Genomic DNA, 24143 nt, shown 5'->3' on the forward strand with positions numbered 1-24143 from the left:
ACCTTAACGGGCCGGCGCGCCGGATTCACGTTAAAACCGTATCCCGGAAGGCGGCGAGCCTGGCGCGCTGGGTGTCGTCGGGAGAAAAATTGTCGGGCGCGAGCCAGGCTTCGAAGGCAGCGCGGATCGCGGGAAATTCGCCGTCGATGATCGAGAACCAGGCGGTGTCGCGGTTGCGGCCCTTGGTGACCATCGCCTGACGGAAAATCCCCTCGAAGCGGAAGCCGTAGCGCGCGGCGGCGGCGCGGGAGGGTGCGTTCAGCGCGTCGCATTTCCACTCGTAGCGGCGGTAGCCGAGTTCGTCGAAGACGCGGCGCATCATGAGGAACATCGCCTCGGTCCCTGCCCGGTTGCGCATCAGGGCGCGGGAGAAATTGATCGAGCCGATCTCGATCGATCCGTTCGCGGGGTCGATCCGCATATAGGAGGCGAGGCCCAGGGCGCGGCCGGTGGCGTGGTCGACGATGGCGAAGGTGATCAGGTCCTCGGCTGAAGCCGCGCGCTCGATCTCATGGTCGAATGCAACGCGGTCGGCGGGCCGTTCGGTCCAGAGATAGGTCCAGTCCCGGTCGTCGGGCGCGGCCAGGAAGGACGCGAACAGATCGTTAGAGTGGCGGGCGGGGTCGAGCGGTTCGACGGCGCAGTAACGCCCGGTCATCGGTGTGCGCGGCGGGGCGATGCGCGGCGTCCAGTCCGGCAGGGGCGCGCCGATCGGCTGGCCGTAATGGTTGGTGCGATGGGTCATGACGGCGAGGATAACGGCAATGTTTGCGGCCGCCAACCCGCGCGCATACCAAATCTCATGAGTCGGGGCTCGTGAGATTTGGTATTAGCCGGGAGCGACGATGATGGTGGGGTCGTGGCGGATCGGGGTTTTGAGCGAGCGGGCGATGAAGCAGTGCTCGTTGGCCTCGTGGTGGAGCGCGCGGGCGGTTTCGGGGTTTGAATCGGCGGCGATGGTGACGGTGGGGCGGAGCAGGATGCCGGCGAACTGGCCGGCGCCGGAGGGTTCCTCCTCCATCGTGGCTTCGGCGGCGTCCTCATAGGCGAGGACGGTGACGCCGGCGACGGCGCAGAGATGCAGATACCAGAGCTGGTGGCAGGCGGAAGCCGAGGCGAGCAGCAGCTCCTCGGGGTTCCAGCGCGCGGGGTCGCCGCGAAACGCCGGGTCGGACGAGGCGAGGATGGCGGGCTTGCCGGCGGCGGCGATCTCGTGGTCGCGCGCGTAGCCGCGATAGCTCCGGGTCCCCTGCCCGGTATTGCCGGTCCAGCGCAGATTTGTGCGGTAGTGATGGGTTTTCGTTGGCATGGCGGCTCTCCGGCGGTCGATGCTATAGGCGATCGGATCCGGCCCTGCTTAACGCGGGGTTCCAATCCTGACGAGGCCGAGATGGATCATGTCCCGCATGAAATGGACGCCGGAGTCGGGGCGCTGGCGGGCGATGCGTGCCTGAATTGTGGGACGGCGCGGGTCGGGCCGTGGTGCCATGAATGCGGGCAGCACGCGGAAGCGGTGCACCGGTCGGTGAAGCGGCTGGCCGTGGAGGCGGTCGAGGCGGCGCTGGAAACCGATGGGCGGTTTCTGCGGACGGTGCGGCGGCTGGCTTTCGATCCGGCGGGGCTGACGCGGGATTATCTGGCGGGAAAGCGGGTGAGCCAGTTCGGGCCGTTCAAGCTGTTCGTCATCGCGCTCGTGCTGTTCCTGTTTTTCGCGAATACCCATGTGTCGGTGATTTTCGGCGTTCCGAAGACCAGGGAAACCGCCGCCATGCCGGGCTGGCTTTTGCGCGCGAGCGCGGTTCTCAATGCGCATGGCGCGCAGGTGTTGCGCGAACTGCGCCACAGCGCGGAGCTGTTCGCGTTTCTGACCGTGCCGGTCGGGGCCGCGGTGCTGCGGCTGATCTTTCCCCTGCGGCGCGGCGTGGCGTTCTACGATCACCTGATTTTCGCGATGCAGTCTTTGGCGTTCCAGTTGGTGATGCTGACGCTGATCGTGGCGATGCCCGAGGGCTGGCCGGACCTGCTGGTGCTGCTGCCGCTGGCGGCGATGACGATCCACCTGTTCGTGCATATGCGCGGCGTCTACCGGACCTCGAAAGCGGGGACGGTGGTGCGGATGCTGCTGCTCGGGACCGGCACGGCGATCGCCTATTCGGCGCTTGCGACGGTCTGGCTGGCGGCGGCGGCGCTGCTCGCGCTGGCTTGATCGGCGCGCGATGGCGGGCGAGATAGAGGGCATGTCGGAGACACTTTCGGCGCGGCGGCAGGCGATCCTCGTGCTCGGGATGCACCGGAGCGGCACCTCCGCGCTGACCAGGGTGCTCGGCCTGTGCGGCGCGGCGCTGCCGGAACGGCTGATGGATGCGGCGCCGGAGGTCAATGAACGGGGGTTCTGGGAGCCGCGCGAAATCGTCGCCCTGCATGAAGAGGCGCTCGAAGCGGCGGGCTCGGTCTGGCACGATATTCGCCCCCTGCCCGGCCCATGGTTCGAATCGGCGGCGGCGGCGGCGTTTCGCCAGCGGCTGGCGGCGCTGCTGGACGAGGAGTTCGGCACTGCCGCGCTGCCGGTGGTGAAGGACCCGCGACTGTGCCGGCTGCTGAATTTGTGGCTGCCGGTGCTGGGAACCCTGGATATCGCGCCTTGCGTGGTGATTCCGGTGCGCAATCCGCTGGAAGTGGCCGCCTCGCTGCGCCAGCGGGAGGGTTTCGGCGCGGCGAAATGGCTGATGCTGTGGCTCGGGCATTTTCTGGCGGCGGAGCGGGAGTCGCGCGGATTGCCGCGCTGCTTCGTGACCTATGAGCAGATTCTGACGGATTGGCGCAGCGTGGTGGAGCGGATCGGCGCGGTGCTCGGGATTGCGTGGCCGCGCGCACCGGGCGCGGCGGCGCCGGAGATCGAGGCGTTCCTTTCGGGCGCGCTGCGGCATCATGCGCGCAGCGACGATGCGCTGGACGATACCGTGCCGGTGTGGATCAGGGATGTTTACGATTGGGCGCTGGCGGCTTGCCGAGGCGCCGAACCGGATGGCGCGGCGCTCGACCGGATCGGCGCCGAAATGGCGGGGACGATGGCGGCGTTCGGGCCGGTGATCGGCGAGCTGGATGGGGAAATCGAGCGGAAATCGGCGGAGCTGCGGCGCTGGATCGATGTCGCGGTGGAGCGGTATGCGCTGATCGAGCAGTTGCAGACGGTTGCGGCGACACGAGAGACGGCGCGGCCGACGGGGACGCTGCAGGCCATGCTGCACCGGCTGCGCGGCAAATCATAGAATATCGAGAAGCGCGGCGAGGCCGAAGCCGATCAGGCAGAGCGCGGAAAGCTGGCCGATGCGCTTGCGGGCGGCGGGGCCGATGACATGGTGCAGCCGGGCGATCAGGCTGACGAGGCCGAGCCACCACAGCATCGAGCCGGCAAGGACGCCGAGCGTGGTTTCGGCGACCGCTTGTGCGCCGGAACGCATGCCGGGCGCGAAGGCGGCGAACATGGCGGCGAAGGTGAGCAGAGTCGGCGGGTTCGCCAAGGTGAGCGCATAGGCGCTGGCGAAGGCGGCGCGGATCGAGCCGGCGCCGGTGGTCGACGGATTTTCGGCGAACGGGGCGAACCAGAAGCGGGCGCCGATCGCGATCAGGATAAGCCCGGCGACCGCCTGGATTATGGCCTGATGGGCATGGAGGAAGGCTGCGAACAGCCCGGCGAGGCCGAGCGCCGCGGCGAAGGCGTAGGTGGTATCGGCCAGCGCGATGCCGGCGCCGGTGGCGAATCCCCAGCGTGGCCCGTGCGCCAGGGTGCGGCGCATGCAGATCAGGCTCATCGGGCCGACTGGAGCGGCGACCGCGAGGCCGAAGCCGATGGATTTGAGGAAAATCAGCAAGGATGGAGTTCCGCTTTGTCGCCGTTCCGCATGTCACGCTTTCCTTTTTTATAAAAATCATTCAATCTCGAAAAATTATCGCTCAAGCGTGACGGGCGCGGCACATGCGGGAGCGCGCAACCGGGACCGATAAACAGAAAAGCTGAAACAGGATGGCAATGCAAAGCAGAATTGTGCCCAGGCGATTAACGATTACGTTCGCGCGGCCCCACATGCGGTAGCGGAAGCTCGATATCCTCCCGGTAAACCATGCGGTGTCTCTTTCTGTCATGCGCCGCTCATTTCAAGGCGATTTTCACCGATGATGTATGATTGGTATCAGACGCAGGAGGATCTGCTCGATCCGCTGCGGCTCATGGCCCGGAATTTCGCACCGGTCATGGAGCTGTTCAGCCCGGCCCGGCCATTCGCCACCATGGCGCGGGAGATGCGCGCGGCGCTGGAGCTGTTCGGCAATAGCGGAATTTCGCATCAGCGGCCGCCATTCGGGATCGGCAGCGTCATGGTCGGCGATCGCGAGGTCGGCGTGACCGAAGAGGTGGTGCAGGCGACGCCGTTCGGCGATCTGCTGCATTTCCGCAAGGCGGGCGATCCGGTCCAGCCGCGCGTGCTGATCGCGGCCCCGCTATCCGGCCATTTCGCGACCCTGCTGCGCGATACCGTGCGGGTGATGCTGGCGGATCACGATGTCTACGTCACCGACTGGCACAATGCGCGGGATATTCCGCCGGGCGCGGGACGGTTCGGGTTCGACGATTACGTGGCGCATATCATGACGTTCCTGCGGCGGCTCGGGCCGGGCGCGCATGTGGTGGCGGTGTGCCAGCCGGCGGTCGCGGTGCTGGCGGCGACCGCGCTGATGGCCGAGGACGGCGATGCCGCGACGCCGCGCAGCATGACCCTGATGGGCGGGCCAATCGACACGCGACGCAACCCGTCCAAGGTGAACGCGCTGGCGAAGACGCGGGATATCGGCTGGTTCGAGCAGACCATGATCACCACCGTGCCCTGGCGCTATGCCGGGGCCGGGCGCGCGGTATATCCGGGGTTCATGCAGCTCGCGTCGTTCGTGTCGATGAATCTGGACCGGCATATCGGCGCGCATCTCAGGCAGTTCCGCGCGATCGTGACCGAGGATGCGGCGAGCGAGGCGGCGCATCGGCGGTTTTACGACGAGTATCGGGCGGTGATGGATCTGACCGCCGAATTCTATCTGGAGACGGTGGAGCGGGTGTTCCAGCGCCACGACCTGCCGCTGGGAACCCTGGTATGGCGCGGCAGGCCGGTGCGGCCGGAGGCGATCGGCCAGACCTTCCTGTTCACCGTGGAGGGCGAGCGCGACGATATCTGCCCGCCCGGCCAGTCGGAAGCGGCGCTCGAACTTTGCTCCGGGCTCGCGGCGGCGCGCAAGCGCAGCCATGTGCAACCGGGCGTCGGGCATTACGGGGTGTTCAGCGGATCGCGCTGGGCGGGCGAGATTTATCCGCGGCTGCGCGAGGTGATCGCGCTGAGCGATTGACGCCGCATCGGCCGGGCCTGTTACAATTGGTCGGGTTGCGAAACCGCCGGATTACATCGCGCCGGTTAGCTATGATGCTTCAAGCCCAGGCTTTGGGCGGGGTTCAAGCGCCATGGGAGGAAGCGGAATGGCAAAGCGGATTTTCGCGGCGGCTCTGGTCGTCGGGATGGGGATCACGCTGTCGGGCTGCGTGATCGTGCCCGGACGGCCGGGCTGGTGCTACTGGCATCCGTATCGCTGCCGGTAAGCGGGGGCCGCAAGCGGATAGAGGGTGGTGCCGGCATTGACCAGGGTGCCGCCGCCTCTCAATGCGACGCCGACCACGGCACCGCCCTCGATCAGGCCGGCGTTGCTGACCAGCCCGTAGGTGCCGTCAACGCCGATCGCGCGCTGGCCGCCGGCAATCGTGCCGCTGTTGGTCACCGCGTCGCTATTGGTGAAGTCGACAGCGTAGGCGGCGCCGGTTGCGGCGGTGATCTGCCCCTGGTTCCGCAGGCTGTCGGCCCCAAGGCCGGTGACGCTGCCGGTGATGGCGATGTCGTTGATGAGGCCGGCGAAGGTGCCGAGGCTGACGCCGCCGGTGAAGCAGTTGCGCGCGCAGGAATGTCGCCTGCGCATCGGTCTCGACGCCTTCGGCGACCACCGAGAGGCCGAGATGCCGGTGTCAGCCGGTCGCTGCCGGTTTACCGCAGATGACCCCCACCGCCTTGCGGGCGAGTTCCCGCAATTCGGCGCGCGGAGTGCCGGAGCGCGCGCGGATGGCGATGGTGTGCAAGGTGGCGGAAGCGAGGATGGCGAGGGAGGCTGGGTCGGCATCCTGTCCGATTTCGCCGCGCGTTTGCGCGGCGCGAATCCGCGCCTCGAAATTTTCGTCGAGCGTGCGGAGCCCCGCCGCGAAGGCGGCGCGGATTTCCGGGTCTTCCACAGCCTCCGCCGTCGCCGTGCCGATCATGAAACAGCCGCGCGGCGGGCCGTCGCCGGGAAAATACATCGACAGAGCCTTCTCGTAGATCAGCATCAGGGTCTCGTCCAAAGGCCGGTTCTGGGCGAGCGCTTCGCGCATCGCAGCACCGGCGAGCTGCCGGTAATGGTCAAGCGATTTGAGATAGAGCGCGTGCTTGTCGCCGAACGCCGCATAGAGGCTCGGCCGGTTCATGCCGGTCGCCACGGCAATCTCGTCGAGCGAGGTGTTGGAATAGCCGGCCTTCCAAAAGGCATCGATGGCATGGCGAAGCGCGGTTTGCGGATCGTAGGCGCGGGGACGTCCGCGCCGCTTCGGTTCCGTGCCGGAAGTTTTTTGTACCATTTCGCAAAAAATCCTTGACCGCGCTCTCGTGATGATAGATATTATGCGAATTGGTACATAATTCAATGGAGAACGATCATGCAGCTTTATTTCTCGCCGCTTGCCTGCTCGATGGCGTCGCGCATCGCGCTTTACGAGGCCGACGCTCCGGCGCGGTTCATCGAGGTCGATCCCAAGACCAAGCGCACCCTCGACGGCGAGGATTTCCGCGCGGTCAATCCGCTCGGGCTGGTGCCGGCGATTCGCACCGATGACGGCGAGGTGCTCACGGAAAACGCGGCGATCCTGCAATATATCGCCGATCGGTTTCCGGGGGCGGCTTTGGCCCCGCGCGAGGGCATGGCCCGCTCGCGCCTGCATCAATGGCTGTGTTTCATCGGCACCGAATTGCACAAGGCGCTGTTCAACCCGCTGTTCGATCCGAACATGCCGGAGGAGGCGAAGGCGCGGGCCCTGGAGAAAGGCGACCTCCGGCTTGCCTATCTCGACGGTTATCTGGGCGGGCGGGAGTTTCTGCTCGACCGGTTCAGTGTGGCGGATGCCTATCTCCTGACCGTTCTGAACTGGAATATCGCCACACCGGTGGATCTCAAAAGATGGCCCGAGGTGCAGGATTATTACATGCGGCTGAAGCAACGCCCGAGCATCGCGCGCGCCCTGGCGGAAGAGCACGCGCTTTATGCCGCGGAGCAGGCGCGCCACCGGGCCGCGTGAGCGATGCGGAACCGGCCGAACCCATGGAGGTGAATTCGATGAACGCAATTCTCAAAATTCTGGTTATCGCCGCACTCGGCCTGCTGACCGCTTGTGCCGGCGGCAATCCCAGGCTGGTTTCGAAGATCAACGCGGCCTATGGCACGACGTTTCCGATTGCCGCGCACGGTTATGCCGGTCTGGGGCGGTGACGTTCCGACACGTTGCGGATCGGCAACTTTGTTCGTATGATTTTCCGAGGCGGGTTTTCCGTGATTGGTGGCCGGGATGAGCGTGCCCGTCGCTTGGGCGCGTCTGTTTCGCGATGGCCGGTTGAGACGACGATGATTACAGAAAATTAATCCACGTGCCGTTTATTTTGAAATTGTTCCGAAATTGCGAATAAGTCTCATCGAGCTGCGATCAACCGATTGAAATAATATAATTTTTGATTGCGTCTCCGGCGATCGGCCGGTTTCGAATTATTGCGATTTCCGGGCGGTTTGTCGCGTTTGTTATGAACAATTTGGTTGACGACGCTTTCATCCAGCCCCTAAACGTATAGGGAAATCAGCGTTTGGAGGACGTCGCATGGCCACGGACATCACGATCACCAGCAGTACCCCTTTGACGCTGACCAGCCAGCTTCAGGGCGGCTATATCGATTTCACCGGGGCGAATCAGACGCTGGTGATCGAGCCGAGCGCGCTGGTCGGGTCGCCGAGCGCGCCGACCCAGACGTTGATCAACGGCGAGGTGTATAATTTCGCACCGAGCGACGAGGTCATTCTCGACAATATCACGGCGCAGCTTGCGATCATCGGTTTTTCAAATATCGGGACTCTCCTGCCAGCGGAATTCGCTGGTGATCCGAACCCCGATCTCGTTCTGACGCCGGGGACGACGCAACTTGCGGTCGTCGCCGGAATTCCAATTTACGGCACTCTCACCTCGAACAACCCGTTTTTCGTGGACGTGGCTCCGACCGGTAGTGCCAACTACAACTCCATCATCGCCTCGCTCGAATTGATCGAGGAAAAGACGCTGGGCAAGATCGTGTCCGACAGCGGCCCTAGCGGACCGACCTTGACTCTCGACCTCTCTAATCCGTCCTCGGGTCTGTATAATGGCACGCTCCTCACCTCGGCCGAGGTGAACGTCAATCCCCACCCGTGTTTCGTGACCGGCACGCGGATCGCGACCGAGCGGGGCGAGGTCGCGGTTGAGGATCTCGCGGTTGGCGATGTGGTGAAAACCGCGTCGGGCGGCGCTCGGCCGGTGAGGTGGATCGGCCATCGCGCGCTCGATTTCGCGAAACATCCACGACCGGGGACGGCGCGGCCGGTGCGGATCGCCGCCGGCGCGCTCGCCGAAGGCGTGCCGGCGCGCGACCTCACGGTCTCACCGGATCACGCGCTGTTCGTGGGCGGCGTGCTGGTGCAGGCGAAGGATCTGATCGACGGCGCTCTGATCGTTCAAGAATCGCTGTGCCAGAGTGTGACCTACTGGCATGTCGAGCTCGATGCGCATGACGTGCTGCTCGCCGAGGGCGCGCCGGCCGAGAGCTATCTCGACACCGGGCATCGCGGCTTCTTCGAGAATGGCGACGGGCCGGTGGCGCTGCATCCCGATCTGATGCAGGCGCGGCGCGAAGGCGAAAGTTGCGCCAAGCTGGTGACCGAGGGTGAGGCGCTGGCATCGGTGCGGCGGCTCCTGGCGGCGCGGAAGGCGGCGCTGGGCTACGGCGTCGTCGAGAACGCGCCGTGGCTGCGGGCGGGCGGGATGTTCCTGGCACCGCGCACGGCCGCGCCCGGCGAGCTGGAATTCACCCTGCCGGAAGGGACGCGCAAGCTCGAACTGATCACCGGCAGCTTCGCGCCGAGCGAGGTCGAGCCGGACTCGGACGATTGCCGCCGGCTGGGCATCGCGCTTCACGGCATCGTGCTCGACGGCAAGGCGCTGCCGATTGAGCGGACGATCCCGGAAACCGGCCGGCATCCGCGCGCCGAGGGCGATTCCGCGATCTGGACGCGCGGCGATACGGCATTGACTTTGCCGCGTTCCGGGCGCACGCTGACACTCCGTTATTCAGCGATCGCCTCGGCGTGGCGCCGGCGTGACGAGAGTGCGAAAGCGGCCTCCGTTCACGCGGCATGACCCGCAGCGTGCCGAGTGCCGCCAACCACAACAAGAAGAGCGTTCCCTTATCTGAAATTTGAGCCCGAAGGCGAACCGTGCCGAGTCCCACACCGGCACGGTTCTTTTCTTCAGGGGCAGCCTTGTTCTATTCCATCATTCGGGCTTGCTGGAGAGACACGACATGACGCGGAAATCCTGGCTGTTCGCCACCGTCGCGAATTTGGTTTTTGCCGCCGCCGCGGCGGGCGCGCTGATGGGCGGAACCGCCGCCGCGCAGACCGCCACGCAGGCAGTGACCGGGCCGTATGTGAGCCTGGGCGCGGGCTATAACATTCTGAGCGGCGAGACGATCAAGCCGCTCGACGGGACCCAGGCGGTCGCCGGCACGACCGATTATCACCAGGTGTTTCATGGCGGGTTCACCGGCGAGGCGGCGGTGGGGTACGGGTTCGGCAACGGGCTGCGGGTGGAGGTCGAGGGCGATTATTTCCGCAACACGCTCTACAAGCTCGACCAGGGTTCGGCGCAGGTTCGCGCGGGTGGGGCGGAGCGGAAATTCGGCGCGATGGTGAACGCGCTGTACGACATTCCGCTGGGTTTGCCGGTTACTCCGTTCGTCGGCGCGGGTATCGGCTACCAGTTCATCGACTGGACCAATATGGGCTACAATAACGGCACCACCGGGCTGCTGTTCAACAATCGGCAGGGCGGCTTCGCCTATCAGGCGATCGCCGGCATTTCGATGCCGGTGCCGAGCGTGCCGGGGCTGGATATCACCGCGCAATACCGGTTCATGGGGATCAGCTCGGGGCGGCAATATTACGGCTATGCGACCGGGCCGGGCGGCACGGTGGCCGGATTCTTCAAGGCCGGGCCGGATTACAACAACGCGGTGCTGCTGGGCCTGCGCTACCAGTTGTTCCAGCCCGCGCCGATGGCGGCCGCGCCGATCCCGACGCCGGTGGCCGCACCCGCACCCGCGCCGGCGCGGACCTATCTGGTGTTCTTCAACTGGGACAAGGCCAACCTGACGCCGCGGGCGAAGCAGATCGTCGGCGAGGCGGCGCAGGCGTCGCGCACCACGCAGGTCACGCGGCTCAACGTGAACGGCTATACCGACACCTCGGGCTCGCCCGCCTACAACATGAAGCTGTCCTATCGCCGGGCCGACAATGTCGCGGCGCAACTGGTGTCCGACGGGGTGCCGAAGCAGGATATCGTGATCAAGGGCTATGGCGAGACGCATCTTCTGGTGCCCACCGGCCCCGGCGTGCGCGAGCCGCAGAACCGGCGGGTGGAGATCATTCTGCACTGAGGGCGCCGGGCGGGGTGTCCTCGCGGATACCCCATATTCCTATTCCGCTTCCGCGACGAACGGGTTGGTCACGCGCAGGCGGTTTTCGATGAGCAGATCGTGGTGCATGTCCTCCGACAGGAGGACGGTGCAATCGGCCTGGAGAGCGGCGGCGGCGATCATCGAATCGTAGACCGAGAGTGCGTATCGGCTCGCCAGATCGAGTCCGATCGCGTGCGTTTCGACGGTCAGGGGTCTGACATCGAGGAGGGCCGCGAACGGAGCCAGGAATTGCCGCGTCTCGTCCCAGGACATCGCCATTTTTCGCCGCGCGACGTTGGCGGCCTCGTTGAGAACCTGAACGCTGATGACGCCGCCCTGGCCGATCAGGCGCTCGGCCCGGCCGGCTTTTCCGGGATCGGCGGAGGCGAGGTAGAGCAGAACGTTGGTGTCGAAGAAGCTATCGGGCATTCGCCTCGTCCCGGTCGAACTTGAAATCGGCCGGAAGCCGTCCGCGAAATGCGCGGAGCCGGTTCAGCAGATCCGCACGACCGGGCTTGCGGGCGATCGCGAAATGCCGGGAATCGGCGACATGAACCTCGACATTGTCGCCTTCCTTGAGATCGAGCGCTGCGACGACGACCGAGGGCAGCCGGATGGCGAGGCTGTTGCCCCATCGGGAGACCTGCATTCGAACCTCCGATCACGGGATGATATACGCACATGAAACGTATATCAGACGGAAGAGTGCCGATCAAGGGTGGACCGGCGAGCGGAAAATTGGGCTTTCCATCCATGGGGTTGCCGCGTTAAATGTTGTCTGAGACAACACTGTAAGCGCAAGGAGGGACGATGGACGCGGTCGCGGAAGTCCGAAGCTTCAACCGATTTTACACCAACCGGATCGGCCTGCTGAAAACCCGTCTGCCGGAGAGCGAGTTTTCGCTGGCGGAGGCGCGGGTGGTCTTCGAGCTGGCCCAGGGCGGCGAGCAGACCGCCGCCGGCATCGCGCGCCGGCTGGACATGGACAAGGCGCATCTGAGCCGGATCGTCGCGCGGTTTCGCACGCGCGGGCTGCTGCGCAGCCGGGTGAACCCGGATCACGGCAAGCATCATCTGCTGTCCCTGACCGATGCGGGGCGAGCGGCGTTCCGCACGCTCGACCAGGGCACGCGGGCGCAGATCGGGGCGATGCTCGACCCGCTCGGCGGAGATGCCCGCGAAACCCTGGTTGCGGCGATGCGGCGGATCAGGACGGTACTGAACCAAGAGGATGGGCCGGCTGATGCCGCGGCGCTGCGCGGGTTGCGGCCGGGCGATCTCGGCTGGATCATCCATCGCCAGGCGGTGCTGTATCATCGCGACTATGGCTGGGACTGGAGCTATGAGGGGCTGGTTGCCGAAATCCTCGGCGATTTCGTGAAAAATTTCGACGCCGCCCGCGAGGATTCCTGGATCGCCGCGCACGCGGGCGGGATCGCCGGGTCGATCTTTCTGGTGCGAAGCGACGATGCGGCGGTCGCGAAGCTGCGGCTGCTTTATGTCGAGCCGGAGGCGCGCGGCCGCGGGATCGGCAACATGCTGGTCACCGCCTGCATCGATCGCGCCCGCGAATTCGGCTATCGCCGCCTGGCGCTCTGGACCAACAACGTTCTGGTTTCGGCGCGCCGGATCTATCAGGCCAAGGGGTTCCGGCTGGTCGACGAGACGCCGCGTCATTCGTTCGGTTGCGATCTGGTCGGCCAGACATGGACTCTTGATCTATAGGGCGGTTGCGCCGGGGGTTCGGGGCTGGCAGGGTCCGCGCCGGAATGAAACGGGGTTCGCGGATCGCTGGTCTGGCGGCGCTGGTGGCATTGTCCGGCTGCGCGCGGTATCACGCGCGGCCGATCGATGCCGGGCGGAGTGCCGCGCGGCTGACGGCGCGGCGGCTGGACGATCCGCGCCTGGACAAATTTCTCGCCGCGATGGGGCGGAAGCCGGAGCAGCGCTGGGGGCTCGGCGCGCTGACCCTGGTTGCGGTGTATGAGCGGCCCGATCTCGCGATCGCCAGGGCGAATTTTTCGGTGGCGCGCGGCTTGGTGGCGAGCGCGTCGGCGCTGCCCAATCCGGTGCTGTCGCTGCAGCCGACCTATAATGCGACCAACGGCAATCCATCGCCGCTGAAAATCGGGCCGCTGGTCAGTTTCCTGATCGATAATTTCGGCGCCCGGCAGGCGGGGATCGCGGCGGCGCGGGAACGGGCGGCGGCGGCGCGGCAAGTGATCGCCACCGCCTCATGGGCCGAACGCGCGCGGGTGCGCGATGCGCTGCTGGCGTTGTGGAGCGCGCGGCGCGGGCTGGAACTGGCGAAACGCAACGACGCCCTGGCGGGCGCGGCGGAACGGACGATCGATCAGCGCTATCGGGCGGGGATGGTCTCGTCGGTGGCGCGCAACCAGGCGGCGCTGGCGGCGGAGCAGGCGGAATTCGCCGCCGCCGAGGCCGGGCGGCGCAAGTCGGTCGCGCGGGCCGGGCTTGCGGCGGCGCTCGGGCTGCCGGATGCGGCGCTGGACGGTGTTTCGATATCGACCGCCGCGTTCGATGCGCCGGGCGCGCCGGGCGAGATGGCAGGACTGGTGCGGACGGCGCTGGTCGCGCGACCCTCGGTGCGGACGGCGCTGGCGCGGTATCAAGCGGATCAGGAGGATTTGCGCCAGGCGATCGACGCGCAGTTTCCCGGCGTGACGATCGGGCCGGGCTATCATTACGATCAGGGCGACAACAAGTTTCTGCTGGCGATTTCGCTGCCGCTGCCGGTGCTGAACCAGAATCAGGGGCCGATCGCGGTGGCGCGGGCGAAGCGGCGGCGCGCGGCGGCGCAATTCCAGGCGGCGCAGTTGCATGTTCTCGATCAGGTCGGCCGGGCGGAGCGGAATTATCGAGCCAGCGTCGTGGCCGAGGCGGAAGCGGACCGGATCGCGGCGCGGGCCAGGGTGCAGGCGCGCGCGGCGCGCGCGGCGTATCGCGCCGGGGCGACCGGGAGGGTGCGGCTGCTCGGCGCGGAACAGGCCGATATTCTCGCGCGGCAGAACGCGCTGGCGGCGGAAATCCAGGTGCGCACGGCACTCGGCCAGTTGGAGGACGGTTTGCATCATCGGTTTTTTGGGAGCGGCGCATGAGAGTTTTTGCAGTGGCGCTTCTGCTCCTGGTTCCCGCGCTGGCGTGGGGCGCGCCGCGCGGCATCGCGCTGACCAAGGCGCAGATGCGGGACGGCGGGGTCGCGGTGGCGCGCCCGGCGCCGATGCGGTTCGCCCCGGCGCGCCGTGGCTACGGCATGGTGATCGATGCGTCGCCGGTGCTGGCGCTGCGCGCGGCGATCGTTCAGGCCGAGGCGCGGGAGCGGCTGACCATGGCGACGCTCGGGAGGACCCGAACCCTGTTTCACGGCGCAGGCAATGTGTCGGAAGCGGCGTTGCAGCAGGCCGAGGCGGCGCAGGCGGTGGCGGCGGCGCGGCTCGCCGGGCTGAAGGTGAAGGCGCGGACGACATATGGCGCGGCGCTGGGCGGGGCGCTGATTTCGGGCGGAAAAGTGGTTCGGGCGCTGGAGTCGGGCCAATCGCTGGTCGAGGTCGGCCTGTCCGGCGCCGCACTGACCGATCCGCCCGCCGTGGCGAAGGCGGGCACGGCGAAGCTGACGCTGATCGGGGTTTCGGGACATCTGCCGCGCGGCATGGTCGGCCAGGGGCTGTATTATCGCGGCCCGGCGATGCAGGTCGGCACGCCGCTTTCGGTGTCGCTGCCCACCGGGCCGGTGCGGCGCGGGATTTCGGTGCCGGCGTCTTCGGTGCTGTATCGAGGCGGCGCGGCCTATGTGTTCGTGGAGACATCGCCTGGCCGGTTCGTGGCGCGCGCGATTCCCATTGGCGCGAAAATCCGAAAGCACGGGGCGGTAACCGGGTATTTCGTGGCCGGCGGGGTGCTGCCTTCGGGTGCCAAGCTGGTGGTGAAGGGCGCGGGGCTGCTGCGTTCGATCGCCAAGACGACGAAGGGCTGAGCGGGGATGCTCACCGGCATCGTTCGCGCCGCGCTGCGCTACCGGCTGGTGGTGGTGCTGGCGGTTGCCGGGTTCGCGCTGATCGAGGCGGCGCATCTGCCTTATGCGCATTACGGCGTGTTCCCCGAATTCGTGCCGCCCAGCGTGCAGGTGCAGACGGCGGCGCCGGGGCTCGATCCGCGCGGGGTGGAGCGGGCGGTGACCGACCGGATCGAGCAAGGGCTGGGCGGGTTGGCCGGGCTCGCCGCGCTGCGTTCGCAATCCGCGGCGGGGGTGTCGGTCGTCGATGTGGTGTTCCACGGCGGAACCAACGTCTATCGCGACCGGGAGCGCGTGGCGGGGCGGCTGGCAGCGATCGGCGCCGGGCTGCCGCGCGGCGCGGTGCCGGTGATCGTGCCGATGCAGTCGGCGACCGGGACGGCGGTGGATATCGGGCTCGAAGCGCCGGGGATGTCGCTGATGCGGCTGACCGCGATCGCCCAGACCCTGGTGCGGCCCGCATTGCGCGCGGTGCCGGGGGTGGCGAACGCGGTGATGTTTGGCGCCGCGCCGCCGCAATTGGATATCGAGGCGAAGCCGGCCGCGCTGCTGGCGACCGGGTTCGGGCTGAACGCGGTGGCGGCGGCGGCGCATCGGGCCAGCGCGGTGCTGGGCGGCGGGTTTTTCGATACCGGGAATCAGCAGATCCTGCTTCAGGCGCATGGCCAGACCCGGACCGCGCGGGAATTGGGTGACAGCCTGCTCGGGATGCGCGACGGCGTGCCGGTTCTGCTCCGCGATGTGGCGACTGTGCGCGAGGCGGCGCCGCCGCGCTTCGGCGCCGCGCTGATCGAGGGCAGGCCGGGCATTCTGCTGATCGTGTCGTCGCTGTATGGTGCGAATACGCTCGCGGTCGCCGACGGTGCGGAGAAGGCGATGGCGCGGATCGGCCCGGCGCTGCGCGCGGAGGGGGTGATTGTGGTGCCGGATGCGCTGGCGCCCGGCGATTTCACCCGCGAGGCGCTGGCCGATCTCGGCCATGTGCTGCTGATCGGCGCCGCGCTGATCCTGATCGTGCTGATCCTGGCGCTGCGCGACTGGCGGATCGCGCTGATTTCCTTCGTGTCGATTCCGGTCTCGCTGCTTGCCGCCGTGGCGGCGCTGCAGTTTTTCGGCATGACCCTGACCACCATGGCGCTGGCGGGGCTGGCGATCGCGCTCGGCGAGGTGGTGGACGATGCGGTGGTCGATATCGAGAATATCAGCCGCCGGTTGCGCGAGAATGCGCGGCTTGCCGAGCCCGCGCCGGCGCTGCGCGTTATTCTGCACGCGTCGGTCGAGGTGCGCAGCGCGATCGTGTTCGCGACCGCCTCGGTTGCGGTGATGTTCATGCCGGTGCTGGTGCTGGGCGGCGTGGCGGGGCGGATTTTCGCGCCGCTGGGCATCGCCTATATCGCGGCGATCGCGGCCTCGCTGGTGGTGGCGCTGACGCTGACCCCGGCGCTGGCCGCGCTGTTGCTGCGCGGGCCGGGGCATGAGACGGTTTCGCCGACGATCGCCGCGGCGCGGCGCATCTATGCGCGCGGACTGGAGCGGACGGCACGCGGCGGCCGGGTTTTCATTCTCGTCGGCCTGATCGCGGTGGTTGCGGCGGCGGCGAGCCTGGGGTTCCTGCGGGTGAGCTTCCTGCCGAGCTTCCGCGAGCAGGACGTGATCGCGCATTATCTCGCCGCGCCCGGCACCTCGATCGACACCATGCTGGCGATCGGGCGGCGGGCGCTGGCGAAGCTGAAAGGCGATCCCGATGTCGGTCAGGTGGTGCTGCATGTCGGCCGGGCCAGTCTCGGCAACGGCCATGCCGGGGTGAACAAGGCGGAGATCGACATCACGCTGAGCCGGACGGGCAATGCGAGGCCGGTGGCGGCGGGGCGGCGGATTCTGGCGAAAATCGGCGACGTGCCGGGGGTGCGCTGGTGGGAGAACACGTTCCTGACCGAGCGGATTCACGAGAGCCTGTCGGGGTTCGCGGCACCGCTGACGATTTCGGTGTTCGGGCCGAAGCTTGTGGAACTGTCGGCCGATGCGCGCCGGATCGCGCGGGTGGTCGGCACGATTCCCGGCGTCGCCGCCGCCAATGTCGCCGCGCCGCCGAACACGCCTGCGGTCTCGGTCACGCCCGAGCGGGCGGCGCTGGCGCGCTATGGGCTGACCGCGCGCGGGGTGCTGGGGGCGATCCGTGCCGCCTATGCCGGCGAGACGGTGGGGAAAGTGTATCGCGGCCTGCTGGTCGAGCCGATCGTGGTGACGCTGCCGCGCGCGATGCGGCGCGATCCGGGGACGCTGGCCGGATTGCCGGTGTCGGGCGCGGGCGGCCGGGTGGTGCCGCTCGGGCTGGTCGCGCGCATCCATTCGACCGAGGCGCCGGCGCTGATCCTGCACAATGGCGGGCGGCGGGTGCAGGTGGTGACGGTGGAGACCGCGCCGGGGCAGGGCGGCGCGGTGCTGGCGGCGGCGCAGAGGCGGATCGCGCGGTTGCATCTGGAGGCGGGCGATTACTATGTCGCGTATGGCGGCAGCGCGGTCGCCGGAGCCAAAGCGCGGCGGAGCCTGCTGATGCACGCGGGGATCGCCTTCGTTGCGATTCTGGCGCTGCTGTCGATCGCGCTGCGCGACGGGCGGGCGGTGGCGCTGCTGGCGCTTGGTCTGCCCTTCGCGCTGGCCGGCGGGATCGGGGTGGCGTGGATTTTCCTCGGCGGCGCGGTCAGCCTGGGCGCGATGGTCGGGTTGGTGACTTTGTTCGGGCTGTCGCTGCGCAACGGGCTGTTGCTGCTGATCCATTATCGCAGGCTGGTGACGGTGGAGGGGCTGGAGTGGGGTTGGGAGACCGCGCGGCGCGGCGCGATGGACCGGCTGCCGGCGATTCTGATCACCGCGACGGTGACGGCGCTCGGGCTGCTGCCGCTGGCGGTCGCCGCCGGGTCGCCGGGCGACGAGATCGAGGGGCCGATGGCGATCGTGATCCTGGGCGGATTGGTGACCGCGACCATGCTGACGCTGTTTTTGCTGCCGCGACTGGCGGCGTATTTTCTCCATTGGCGCGAGGCACCGGAAGGGTTCTGACGTTCCGTCAGAATTTGACCTTGATCCCGGCGTAGCCGCCGATCGGCGCGGCGGGACTGTAGGCGCGCGGGTTGGTGAGGTTGGGGACTTGCGCGACAAAGACGTTGCCGAGCGAGGCGAATCCGCCATAGGTGTAGTAGGTCGCGTTGAATGCGTTCTCGATGGTGCCGAAGACTTCGAGTTTCGGGGTGATGTGGTAACGGGTTGTCAGATCCGTCACGACGTAGCCGGGCAGCGGCTTGTTCAGATTTGCCTCGTCGCCGAACAGATAGCTCGACGTGACCGCGACGGCGGAGGCGCCGACGCTCCATTTCGGGGTGATCCGGTAATCCGCGCCGAACTTGATTTGATTGGCCGGAATGCCGGGCAGGTGGTCGCCGGGGACGATGGCGATGTTGCCGCTGGAATCGGCGGCCGGATTGCCGCCGGCGGATTCGATGAAACCGTTGCGATAGGTCGCGCTGGTGAAGGAATAGTCGAGATAGGCGCGCCAGCGTCCGGCATGGAGATCAAGGCCGAGATCGACGCCCTGGCGCAGAACCTTGCCGATATTGCTGAAATAGGCGCGGCCGATGGTGGGCGCGTTGATGAAGGCGATGTCGTCGGCGAGGACGGTGCGGTAGTAATCGGCCTGATAGCTCAGCGTGCCGCCGCCGATCAGTGCGGCGCCGCGCAGCCCGGCCTCCCAGGTGCGGGCGGTGACCTGCTTGAGATTGGGGTCGTTGGTGAAGAAATTGGCGAGGCTGCACGCATTCTGCGGCCCGGCGCAGGAGAGTTCCGCCGGGGTTGGATTGCGGTTCGCCTCGGAATAGCCGCCATAGACGGTCACTAACGGCGTGAGTTGGTAGGCGATGCCGAGCGCCGGATTCAGATGCGAGAAAAAATGTTGCCCGGTGAGCGTGCCGCCGCCTTGATCGTGGGTGGCGAGCTGGGCCGCGTTGATCCGCGCCGAGGCGGTGACCGACAATTTTTGGGTGAGATCGAAGGTGTCGGAGGCGTAGACGCCGTAATAGGCGCTGCGGAAAAAGGCGCGGACCGGGACATTGGTGCCGGGTTCGTCGATCACGATGCCGGGGCCGACGAAAATGCGGGTGAGCGGCGTGATGCCGCCGATCAGGCCGACCGCGTCGAACTCGGTTGCCGAGCCGTCGAAGCTCAACCCGGCGACCAGGTGGTTATGGCGCGAGAATAACGGCGCGGTATTGGTCCATTGGAGCGACGCGCCGTAGCCGTTGGTGTTGGTGCTTTCCTGGTCGAGCTCGGAGTAGAAATTCCCGGTCGCGAAGGCCGGGATCGGCACGCCGCCGCGCGTGGTGCTGAGAACGCCGGGTGCGGAACAGAGATAGGGTGAGCCGGAATAGCACGGCAGGTCGTTCGGCGCGTTGCCGTTGGAGATTTTCTGCAGAAAATAATCGTAATAGGCGACCGCCTGGATCGCGTTGGCGGAATCGATCCGGTCGTTCAGCGAAATCGCGAATTTGGCATATCGGTTGCCCTGGAAATTCGGCGCGGTGTATTGCGCCGAAGGGTCGGCGGCGAGGAGCTGCACCGGCGCGGTGCCCGGACCGTTCAGCGCGGAATGGGCGAGGGTCAGGCTCATATGCAGCTCGGCGCGTGGGCCGCGCCAGCCGAGATTGGCATAGACATTCTGGATGCCCGACGACTGGTCCTGGCGCCAGCCGCCCTCGTGGCGTTCGCTCGCCGCGACATAGGCCGAGACGTTGCCGCGTTGCACGCCATATTGCGCGTCGAGCTCGGCGCGGCCGAACGAGCCGCCGAGCGCCTCGATCTCGCCGCCGTGGTAATCGAAACCGTTTTTCAACTGGACATCGATGGCGCCGCCGAGCGCGTTCAGGCCGAAGACCGGGTTGGCATCCTCCACGGTGAGGGTGCGGATCGCGGGTTCGGGCAGCAGATCCCAGTTGACCGTGTCGCCGAAAGGTTCGTTGAAGCGCACGCCGTCGACATAGACCGCGAGACCCTCCGACGTGCCTTCGAGCGGCGAGATTTCGAAGCCGTGATAGAACAGGCTGGGCTGATACGGGTTGCCTGCGGTGTTGTCGAGATTGACGCCGGTGGCGTTGCGCTGGAGCGCGCGCAGCGCGTCGGGCGCGCCGTTGCGCGAAATCTCGCGCCGGCCGAGCACCTGCACCGCCTGGGCTGCCTTGGCGATGTCGATGCCCGAATTGGTCAAGGGCGACGTCTGGACGGTGATTCTCCTGATCTTGACGCTGCTGGCGGGGGCCGCGGGAATGATGATCGGCGCGGGCGAGGACGTGGGGACGGTTTGCGCAAAAGCGGGCGCGATGCCGGTGCAGAAGATCAGGCCGATCCAGCCGGCGCGGCGTGCGGTCAGGTCGAAGACAGGTCGCACGGCGGCGTTTCCTCATTTTCCCCTATGTTTTTGAGCGACATATGACGCAAACTCAAGATTCCACGCCAGATCATGTCGTGAAAATCATGTTTGCCAGCACAACATTTGCGTGACCGGGCGCGGGATCCGGGCCATCCGTCCGGTCATGCGCGCGAAACCAATTCGCGCGGCGTGCGGTGATGCCGCAGCTCTCCGATGGCTTGGCGGATCACCTGGCCGCCGCCGACGATCGCGAGCGTGCCCATCACCAGCGCCACAACGAAATCCGGCCAGAAAGTGCTTGTGGCGAAGACGCCGAATGCGGCGAGCAGCACCGCGAGATTGCCGAGCGCGTCGTTACGCGAGCAGATCCAGACCGAGCGCATATTCGCGTCGCCGCCGCGAAACCGCGAGAGCATCACGGCGACCCCCGCATTGGTCGCGAGCGCGAGAATCGCGATTCCGCTCATGATACCGGCATGGGGTATGTTGCCGGTCGTGGCGAGCCAAGCGGTGCTGGCCAGCACCCAGAGACCGAAGCCGAACATCGTGATGCCCTTCACGAGGGCAGCGCGCGCCCGCCAGGATAGCGCCATGCCGGCGACGCCGAGGCTGATGCCGTAATTCGCCGCATCGCCGAGAAAATCGAGCGCGTCGGCGCGCAGGGATGCCGAGCCGGCGGCGAGGCCGGCGCCGATCTCGATGGCGAACATCGCGACATTGAGCGCGAGTGCTGTCCAGAGCACCAGCCGCCAGCCGGGACGGAACGCGGCATCGGCGTCCGGGCCGGTCTCGCCGGGGCAGCATCCGGTCATTTCTATCTCGACCGATCGTTCATCCCTCCCATATGCACCTTACAGCAACTATAGGGTCAAGCGATGAGCGATCAGAGCATCACCATCGGCGCGCTGGCGCGGGCGGCCGGGACGACGCCGGCAACGATTCGCTGGTATGAGGGTATCGGCATGTTACCCGCGCCGGCGCGCAGCGCGGGCAATTACCGGCTCTACGGCCCCGAGCATGTTGCGCGGCTCGGACTTATCCGCCGCTGTCGGGATTTGGGGTTCAGCCTCGATGCGGTGCGGACGCTCCTGAACCGCACCGAAAACGAGGAGGGGGATTGCGCGGATATCACCGCGATCGCGCGTGACCGCCTGGCCGAACTGGACCGCAAGATCGCCGATCTGACGGCGCTGCGGAGGGAGCTGTCCCGGATGATCGACAGTTGCGCGGGCGGGACGATCGCGGCGTGCCGGATCGTCGAAGCGCTGTCGCCGGTTTCGCGGAGCTAATCGGCGAACGGATCGGTCATCAGGATGGTGTCGTCGCGCTCCGGGCTGGTGGAGAGCAGGGTGACCGGGCATTCGACCAGTTCCTCGATGCGGCGGATGTATTTGATCGCCTGGGCCGGAAGCTCGGCGTAGGAGCGTGCGCCGCGCGTCGAGCCGGACCAGCCTTCGATGGTTTCGTATATTGGTTCGGCTTTCGCCTGGGCGGCAGCGCCCGGCGGCAGATGGCGGTATTCTGCTCCGTCGATGCGATAGCCGATGCCGATTTTCAGTTCCTGCATCTGGTCGAGCACGTCGAGCTTGGTCAGCGCGAGACCCTGGATGCCGCCGACCTTGACCGCCTGGCGGACCAGGGCGGCATCGAACCAGCCGCAGCGGCGGGCGCGGCCGGTGACGGTACCGAATTCATGGCCGCGCTCGCCGAGCAGCCGGCCGGTGGCGTCGCTGAGTTCGGTGGGGAACGGACCGGAGCCGACCCTGGTGCAATAGGCCTTGGCGATACCGAGCACGCGGCCCACCGCGTCCGGTCCGAGGCCCGCGCCGGCGGCGGCCTGACCGGCGACGGTGTTGGACGAGGTGACGTAGGGGTAGGTGCCATGATCGACATCGAGCATCACCGCCTGCGCGCCCTCGAACAGGATGCGGGCACCGGATTTGCGGGCCTCGGCGAGACGTTCCCAGACCGGCTCGGCGAAGGGCAGGATTTGCGGCGCGAGGGCGATGAGGTCGTTGCGGAGCGTCTGCTTTTCGAACGTTTCGGCGCCCAGTCCGGCGAGCAGGGTGTTGTGGTGGAGCAGAAGCTCGTCGAGCCGCCAGTCGAGCGTCTCGGGTTCGGCGAGATCGCAGACGCGGATCGCCCGGCGGGCGACCTTGTCCTCATAGGCGGGACCGATACCGCGCCCGGTGGTGCCGATGCGGCGTTCGCCGCGCGCGGCCTCGCGGGCGCGGTCGATCGCGGCGTGGACCGGCAGGATCAGCGGCGCGTTGTCGGCGATGCGCAGCGTCTCGGGCGTGATGTGCAGTCCCTGGTCGCGCATCCGCTCGATTTCGAGAAGGAGTGCCGAGGGGTCGATCACCACGCCGTTGCCGATGATGCCGAGCTTGCCGCGCACCAGACCGGAGGGGAGCAGCGAGAGCTTGTAGGTCTGATTGCCGACGACCAGGGTATGGCCGGCATTATGGCCGCCCTGGAAGCGCACCACGATATCGGCGCGGGAGGCCAGCCAGTCGACCACCTTGCCCTTGCCCTCGTCGCCCCATTGCGCGCCGATGATGGTGACATTCGCCATGGTTCAGTGTCCTTCGATCGGGGTGGCGCGGTCGCCGCGCCAGAGATGGGTGCAGCCGAGGCGGAGCGCTTCGGCTTCGGTGTCGGCTTCGGTGTCGGCTTCGGTGAGGCCGGCGATGGTGGCGTAGCCTTCGGCGCGTGCGGCGGCGGCGGCGTCCGGTGGCGTTCCAGCGGGGAGATAGAGACGCGGGCGCAGTGCGGGGCGCGGGGCGGAACGCAGAATCGTGTCGGGGTAGAGGGTGATTCCGGTGGCGGATTCGCCGTTGTCGCACAGGTAGCGGCCGCCCCGGCCGAGTTCGGCCTGCCGGCCGGGCGCGAAAATCGTGACCGCGATTCCGGTGTGGTAGCGATAGCCGCGGAATTCCACCGGATCGATGGTGAGGCGCAGAGTTGGGGCGAGATGGCGGATCGCCGCCACGGTCGCGGCGAGGCGATCGGCCATCGGGCGGATGGCGCTGGGCAGGACGATTTTTTCCAGCGCGGCGAGGGCCGAATCGGCCGTGCCGGCGGCATTCAGCAAAGCCAGGAGCGTGGGCGCGAGCGTGCCGCCGTGGGCGGCGATGCCGGCGGCGTCCTTGCGGTCGAGCGCGCGCGTCAGGGCGGCGTGGTTGGTGGCGTCGCCGAGCAAAGCGGGGATCAGCGGCGGCATGGTGAGGTCGATGCTGATCGCGCCGATGCCGGCGGCGGCGAGGGCGGCAGCGGCGACGGCGACGGTTTCGGCGTCGGCCTCGGGCCGGTCGGGGCCGATCAGTTCGATGCCGGCCTGAGCGACCTGGCGTTCCGGGGCGCGCTGCGAGCCGCGCACCAGAAGGCATTGCCCGGCATAGGCGAGGCGAAGCGGGCGCGGCGCCGCGGCAAGCCTTGTGGTGGCGATGCGCGCGATCTGCGGGGTGGTGTCGGCGCGCAGGCCCATCATGCGCTGGGATTCCGGGTCCATGAAGCGATAGGTCTGGTCGGCGACCGCAGCACCTGAGCCGGCGAACAGGGTGGATTCGAACTCGACCAGGGGTGGCTTGACCCGCTGGTAGCCATGCGCGCCGAAGCTGGCGGTGAGGGTTTCGGTCAGCCGCGCCTCGAATTCGGCGTCGGGCGGCAGAAGATCGGTGAAGCCTGAGGGCAACAGAGCGGGGTGGGGCAGATCCTCGGTCATTCCGGCATTTCCAGTGGACGCGGGCGTATAGCACCGGCTTTGGCGCGGGCCAATTCGGGCTGGCAACGGGGTTCGGGTTGTGGCAGGTTGTGCAACCTTAACGGG

General features: G+C 67.2%; 23 protein-coding genes. 12 read left to right on the forward strand and 11 right to left on the reverse strand.

The annotated features are described in order from the left end of the window. Positions 1-25: 25 nt before the first annotated feature. Both L2A60_RS06660 and L2A60_RS06665 read right to left on the reverse strand, forming a co-directional pair. Complete coding sequence (locus L2A60_RS06660) at positions 26-745, reverse strand: GNAT family N-acetyltransferase (protein ID WP_235703594.1); 720 nt, start codon at positions 743-745, stop codon at positions 26-28. Between the two features lie 84 nt (positions 746-829). After that, on the reverse strand, positions 830-1309 hold the full coding sequence (locus L2A60_RS06665) for an OsmC family protein (protein WP_235703595.1): 480 nt from the start codon (positions 1307-1309) through the stop codon (positions 830-832). A gap of 81 nt (positions 1310-1390) precedes the next feature. Here L2A60_RS06665 and L2A60_RS06670 point away from each other — a divergent pair, with 81 nt between their 5' ends. Further along, positions 1391-2206 (forward strand): DUF3667 domain-containing protein, encoded by an 816-nt coding sequence (locus L2A60_RS06670; RefSeq protein WP_235703596.1) that lies wholly within the window; start codon positions 1391-1393, stop codon positions 2204-2206. Positions 2207-2237: 31 nt separating this feature from the next. Continuing rightward, on the forward strand, positions 2238-3269 hold the full coding sequence (locus tag L2A60_RS06675) for a sulfotransferase family protein (protein WP_235703597.1): 1032 nt from the start codon (positions 2238-2240) through the stop codon (positions 3267-3269). Here the strand turns inward: L2A60_RS06675 and L2A60_RS06680 are convergent. Then, positions 3264-3872, reverse strand: coding sequence for a LysE family translocator (locus L2A60_RS06680; RefSeq protein ID WP_235703598.1), 609 nt, complete (start codon positions 3870-3872; stop codon positions 3264-3266). The genes L2A60_RS06675 and L2A60_RS06680 overlap by 6 nt on opposite strands. A 301-nt stretch (positions 3873-4173) precedes the next feature. Here L2A60_RS06680 and L2A60_RS06685 point away from each other — a divergent pair, with 301 nt between their 5' ends. After that, positions 4174-5391 carry a polyhydroxyalkanoate depolymerase gene (locus tag L2A60_RS06685; protein ID WP_235703599.1) on the forward strand — a complete coding sequence of 406 codons (1218 nt, stop codon included), beginning with the start codon at positions 4174-4176 and terminating at the stop codon, positions 5389-5391. Positions 5392-5610: 219 nt separating this feature from the next. On the opposite strand, the gene L2A60_RS06690 is transcribed toward L2A60_RS06685, so the two are convergent. Together L2A60_RS06690 and L2A60_RS06695 are read right to left on the reverse strand one after the other, a co-directional pair. Further along, a complete protein-coding gene (locus L2A60_RS06690; protein WP_235703600.1) occupies positions 5611-6009 on the reverse strand; it encodes a hypothetical protein in 399 nt (132 codons plus the stop codon). Between the two features lie 46 nt (positions 6010-6055). Continuing rightward, complete coding sequence (locus L2A60_RS06695; protein ID WP_235703601.1) at positions 6056-6697, reverse strand: TetR/AcrR family transcriptional regulator; 642 nt, start codon at positions 6695-6697, stop codon at positions 6056-6058. Between the two features lie 78 nt (positions 6698-6775). Here L2A60_RS06695 and L2A60_RS06700 point away from each other — a divergent pair, with 78 nt between their 5' ends. From L2A60_RS06700 to L2A60_RS06715, 4 genes are all read left to right on the forward strand, one after another. Then, a complete protein-coding gene (locus tag L2A60_RS06700; RefSeq protein ID WP_235703602.1) occupies positions 6776-7411 on the forward strand; it encodes a glutathione S-transferase N-terminal domain-containing protein in 636 nt (211 codons plus the stop codon). A gap of 38 nt (positions 7412-7449) precedes the next feature. After that, positions 7450-7602 (forward strand): hypothetical protein, encoded by a 153-nt coding sequence (locus tag L2A60_RS06705; protein WP_235703603.1) that lies wholly within the window; start codon positions 7450-7452, stop codon positions 7600-7602. A gap of 379 nt (positions 7603-7981) precedes the next feature. Continuing rightward, positions 7982-9547: a Hint domain-containing protein gene (locus tag L2A60_RS06710; RefSeq protein ID WP_235703604.1), complete on the forward strand. Its 1566-nt coding sequence runs from the start codon at positions 7982-7984 to the stop codon at positions 9545-9547. Positions 9548-9710: 163 nt separating this feature from the next. Then, complete coding sequence (locus L2A60_RS06715) at positions 9711-10844, forward strand: OmpA family protein (protein WP_235703605.1); 1134 nt, start codon at positions 9711-9713, stop codon at positions 10842-10844. Positions 10845-10883: 39 nt separating this feature from the next. Here L2A60_RS06715 and L2A60_RS06720 read toward each other — a convergent pair whose 3' ends face one another. Both L2A60_RS06720 and L2A60_RS06725 read right to left on the reverse strand, forming a co-directional pair. After that, complete coding sequence (locus L2A60_RS06720; RefSeq protein ID WP_235703606.1) at positions 10884-11294, reverse strand: PIN domain-containing protein; 411 nt, start codon at positions 11292-11294, stop codon at positions 10884-10886. Next, positions 11284-11514: an AbrB/MazE/SpoVT family DNA-binding domain-containing protein gene (locus tag L2A60_RS06725; RefSeq protein ID WP_235703607.1), complete on the reverse strand. Its 231-nt coding sequence runs from the start codon at positions 11512-11514 to the stop codon at positions 11284-11286. The genes L2A60_RS06720 and L2A60_RS06725 overlap by 11 nt, the downstream gene beginning before the upstream one ends. A 161-nt stretch (positions 11515-11675) precedes the next feature. On the opposite strand from L2A60_RS06725, the gene L2A60_RS06730 reads away from it, so the two are divergent. The 4 genes from L2A60_RS06730 to L2A60_RS06750 are packed head-to-tail and all read left to right on the forward strand — an operon-like array spanning position 11676 to position 17958. Continuing rightward, positions 11676-12590, forward strand: a complete 915-nt coding sequence (locus L2A60_RS06730; protein WP_235703608.1) for a bifunctional helix-turn-helix transcriptional regulator/GNAT family N-acetyltransferase — start codon at positions 11676-11678, stop codon at positions 12588-12590. Positions 12591-12634: 44 nt separating this feature from the next. Continuing rightward, positions 12635-13984: a TolC family protein gene (locus L2A60_RS20570; protein ID WP_268920161.1), complete on the forward strand. Its 1350-nt coding sequence runs from the start codon at positions 12635-12637 to the stop codon at positions 13982-13984. Next, positions 13981-14859 (forward strand): efflux RND transporter periplasmic adaptor subunit, encoded by an 879-nt coding sequence (locus tag L2A60_RS06745; RefSeq protein ID WP_235703609.1) that lies wholly within the window; start codon positions 13981-13983, stop codon positions 14857-14859. The genes L2A60_RS20570 and L2A60_RS06745 overlap by 4 nt, the downstream gene beginning before the upstream one ends. 6 nt (positions 14860-14865) lie before the next feature. Next, positions 14866-17958, forward strand: coding sequence for an efflux RND transporter permease subunit (locus L2A60_RS06750; protein WP_235703610.1), 3093 nt, complete (start codon positions 14866-14868; stop codon positions 17956-17958). A gap of 7 nt (positions 17959-17965) precedes the next feature. Here L2A60_RS06750 and L2A60_RS06755 read toward each other — a convergent pair whose 3' ends face one another. Both L2A60_RS06755 and L2A60_RS06760 read right to left on the reverse strand, forming a co-directional pair. Further along, positions 17966-20332: a TonB-dependent receptor gene (locus tag L2A60_RS06755; RefSeq protein WP_235703611.1), complete on the reverse strand. Its 2367-nt coding sequence runs from the start codon at positions 20330-20332 to the stop codon at positions 17966-17968. 143 nt (positions 20333-20475) lie between these two features. Continuing rightward, entirely contained in the window at positions 20476-21126 is a 651-nt protein-coding gene (locus L2A60_RS06760) for a cation transporter (RefSeq protein ID WP_235703612.1), read from the reverse strand. 63 nt (positions 21127-21189) lie between these two features. Here L2A60_RS06760 and L2A60_RS06765 point away from each other — a divergent pair, with 63 nt between their 5' ends. Then, positions 21190-21603, forward strand: a complete 414-nt coding sequence (locus L2A60_RS06765) for a MerR family transcriptional regulator (RefSeq protein ID WP_235703613.1) — start codon at positions 21190-21192, stop codon at positions 21601-21603. Here the strand turns inward: L2A60_RS06765 and L2A60_RS06770 are convergent. Together L2A60_RS06770 and L2A60_RS06775 are read right to left on the reverse strand one after the other, a co-directional pair. Further along, positions 21600-22889: an adenylosuccinate synthase gene (locus L2A60_RS06770; RefSeq protein ID WP_235703614.1), complete on the reverse strand. Its 1290-nt coding sequence runs from the start codon at positions 22887-22889 to the stop codon at positions 21600-21602. The two genes, L2A60_RS06765 and L2A60_RS06770, sit on opposite strands and share 4 nt — an antisense overlap. A 3-nt stretch (positions 22890-22892) precedes the next feature. Then, complete coding sequence (locus L2A60_RS06775; protein WP_235703615.1) at positions 22893-24038, reverse strand: ATP phosphoribosyltransferase regulatory subunit; 1146 nt, start codon at positions 24036-24038, stop codon at positions 22893-22895. Between the last annotated feature and the right edge of the window lie 105 nt (positions 24039-24143).

The organism is Acidiphilium iwatense, from assembly GCF_021556475.1.
Lineage (GTDB): Bacteria > Pseudomonadota > Alphaproteobacteria > Acetobacterales > Acetobacteraceae > Acidiphilium > Acidiphilium iwatense.

Coding starts and splice junctions, on each gene's coding strand:
- L2A60_RS06660 (WP_235703594.1), bottom strand. CDS start 745: ATGACCCATCGCACCAACCATTACGGCCAGCCGATCGGCGCGCCCCTG.
- L2A60_RS06720 (WP_235703606.1), bottom strand. CDS start 11,294: ATGCCCGATAGCTTCTTCGACACCAACGTTCTGCTCTACCTCGCCTCC.
- L2A60_RS06750 (WP_235703610.1), top strand. CDS start 14,866: ATGCTCACCGGCATCGTTCGCGCCGCGCTGCGCTACCGGCTGGTGGTG.
- L2A60_RS06730 (WP_235703608.1), top strand. CDS start 11,676: ATGGACGCGGTCGCGGAAGTCCGAAGCTTCAACCGATTTTACACCAAC.
- L2A60_RS06705 (WP_235703603.1), top strand. CDS start 7,450: ATGAACGCAATTCTCAAAATTCTGGTTATCGCCGCACTCGGCCTGCTG.
- L2A60_RS06700 (WP_235703602.1), top strand. CDS start 6,776: ATGCAGCTTTATTTCTCGCCGCTTGCCTGCTCGATGGCGTCGCGCATC.
- L2A60_RS20570 (WP_268920161.1), top strand. CDS start 12,635: ATGAAACGGGGTTCGCGGATCGCTGGTCTGGCGGCGCTGGTGGCATTG.
- L2A60_RS06670 (WP_235703596.1), top strand. CDS start 1,391: ATGGATCATGTCCCGCATGAAATGGACGCCGGAGTCGGGGCGCTGGCG.
- L2A60_RS06690 (WP_235703600.1), bottom strand. CDS start 6,009: ATGCGCAGGCGACATTCCTGCGCGCGCAACTGCTTCACCGGCGGCGTC.
- L2A60_RS06710 (WP_235703604.1), top strand. CDS start 7,982: ATGGCCACGGACATCACGATCACCAGCAGTACCCCTTTGACGCTGACC.
- L2A60_RS06715 (WP_235703605.1), top strand. CDS start 9,711: ATGACGCGGAAATCCTGGCTGTTCGCCACCGTCGCGAATTTGGTTTTT.
- L2A60_RS06665 (WP_235703595.1), bottom strand. CDS start 1,309: ATGCCAACGAAAACCCATCACTACCGCACAAATCTGCGCTGGACCGGC.
- L2A60_RS06745 (WP_235703609.1), top strand. CDS start 13,981: ATGAGAGTTTTTGCAGTGGCGCTTCTGCTCCTGGTTCCCGCGCTGGCG.
- L2A60_RS06695 (WP_235703601.1), bottom strand. CDS start 6,697: ATGGTACAAAAAACTTCCGGCACGGAACCGAAGCGGCGCGGACGTCCC.
- L2A60_RS06725 (WP_235703607.1), bottom strand. CDS start 11,514: ATGCAGGTCTCCCGATGGGGCAACAGCCTCGCCATCCGGCTGCCCTCG.
- L2A60_RS06775 (WP_235703615.1), bottom strand. CDS start 24,038: ATGACCGAGGATCTGCCCCACCCCGCTCTGTTGCCCTCAGGCTTCACC.
- L2A60_RS06685 (WP_235703599.1), top strand. CDS start 4,174: ATGATGTATGATTGGTATCAGACGCAGGAGGATCTGCTCGATCCGCTG.
- L2A60_RS06770 (WP_235703614.1), bottom strand. CDS start 22,889: ATGGCGAATGTCACCATCATCGGCGCGCAATGGGGCGACGAGGGCAAG.
- L2A60_RS06765 (WP_235703613.1), top strand. CDS start 21,190: ATGAGCGATCAGAGCATCACCATCGGCGCGCTGGCGCGGGCGGCCGGG.
- L2A60_RS06760 (WP_235703612.1), bottom strand. CDS start 21,126: ATGACCGGATGCTGCCCCGGCGAGACCGGCCCGGACGCCGATGCCGCG.
- L2A60_RS06675 (WP_235703597.1), top strand. CDS start 2,238: ATGTCGGAGACACTTTCGGCGCGGCGGCAGGCGATCCTCGTGCTCGGG.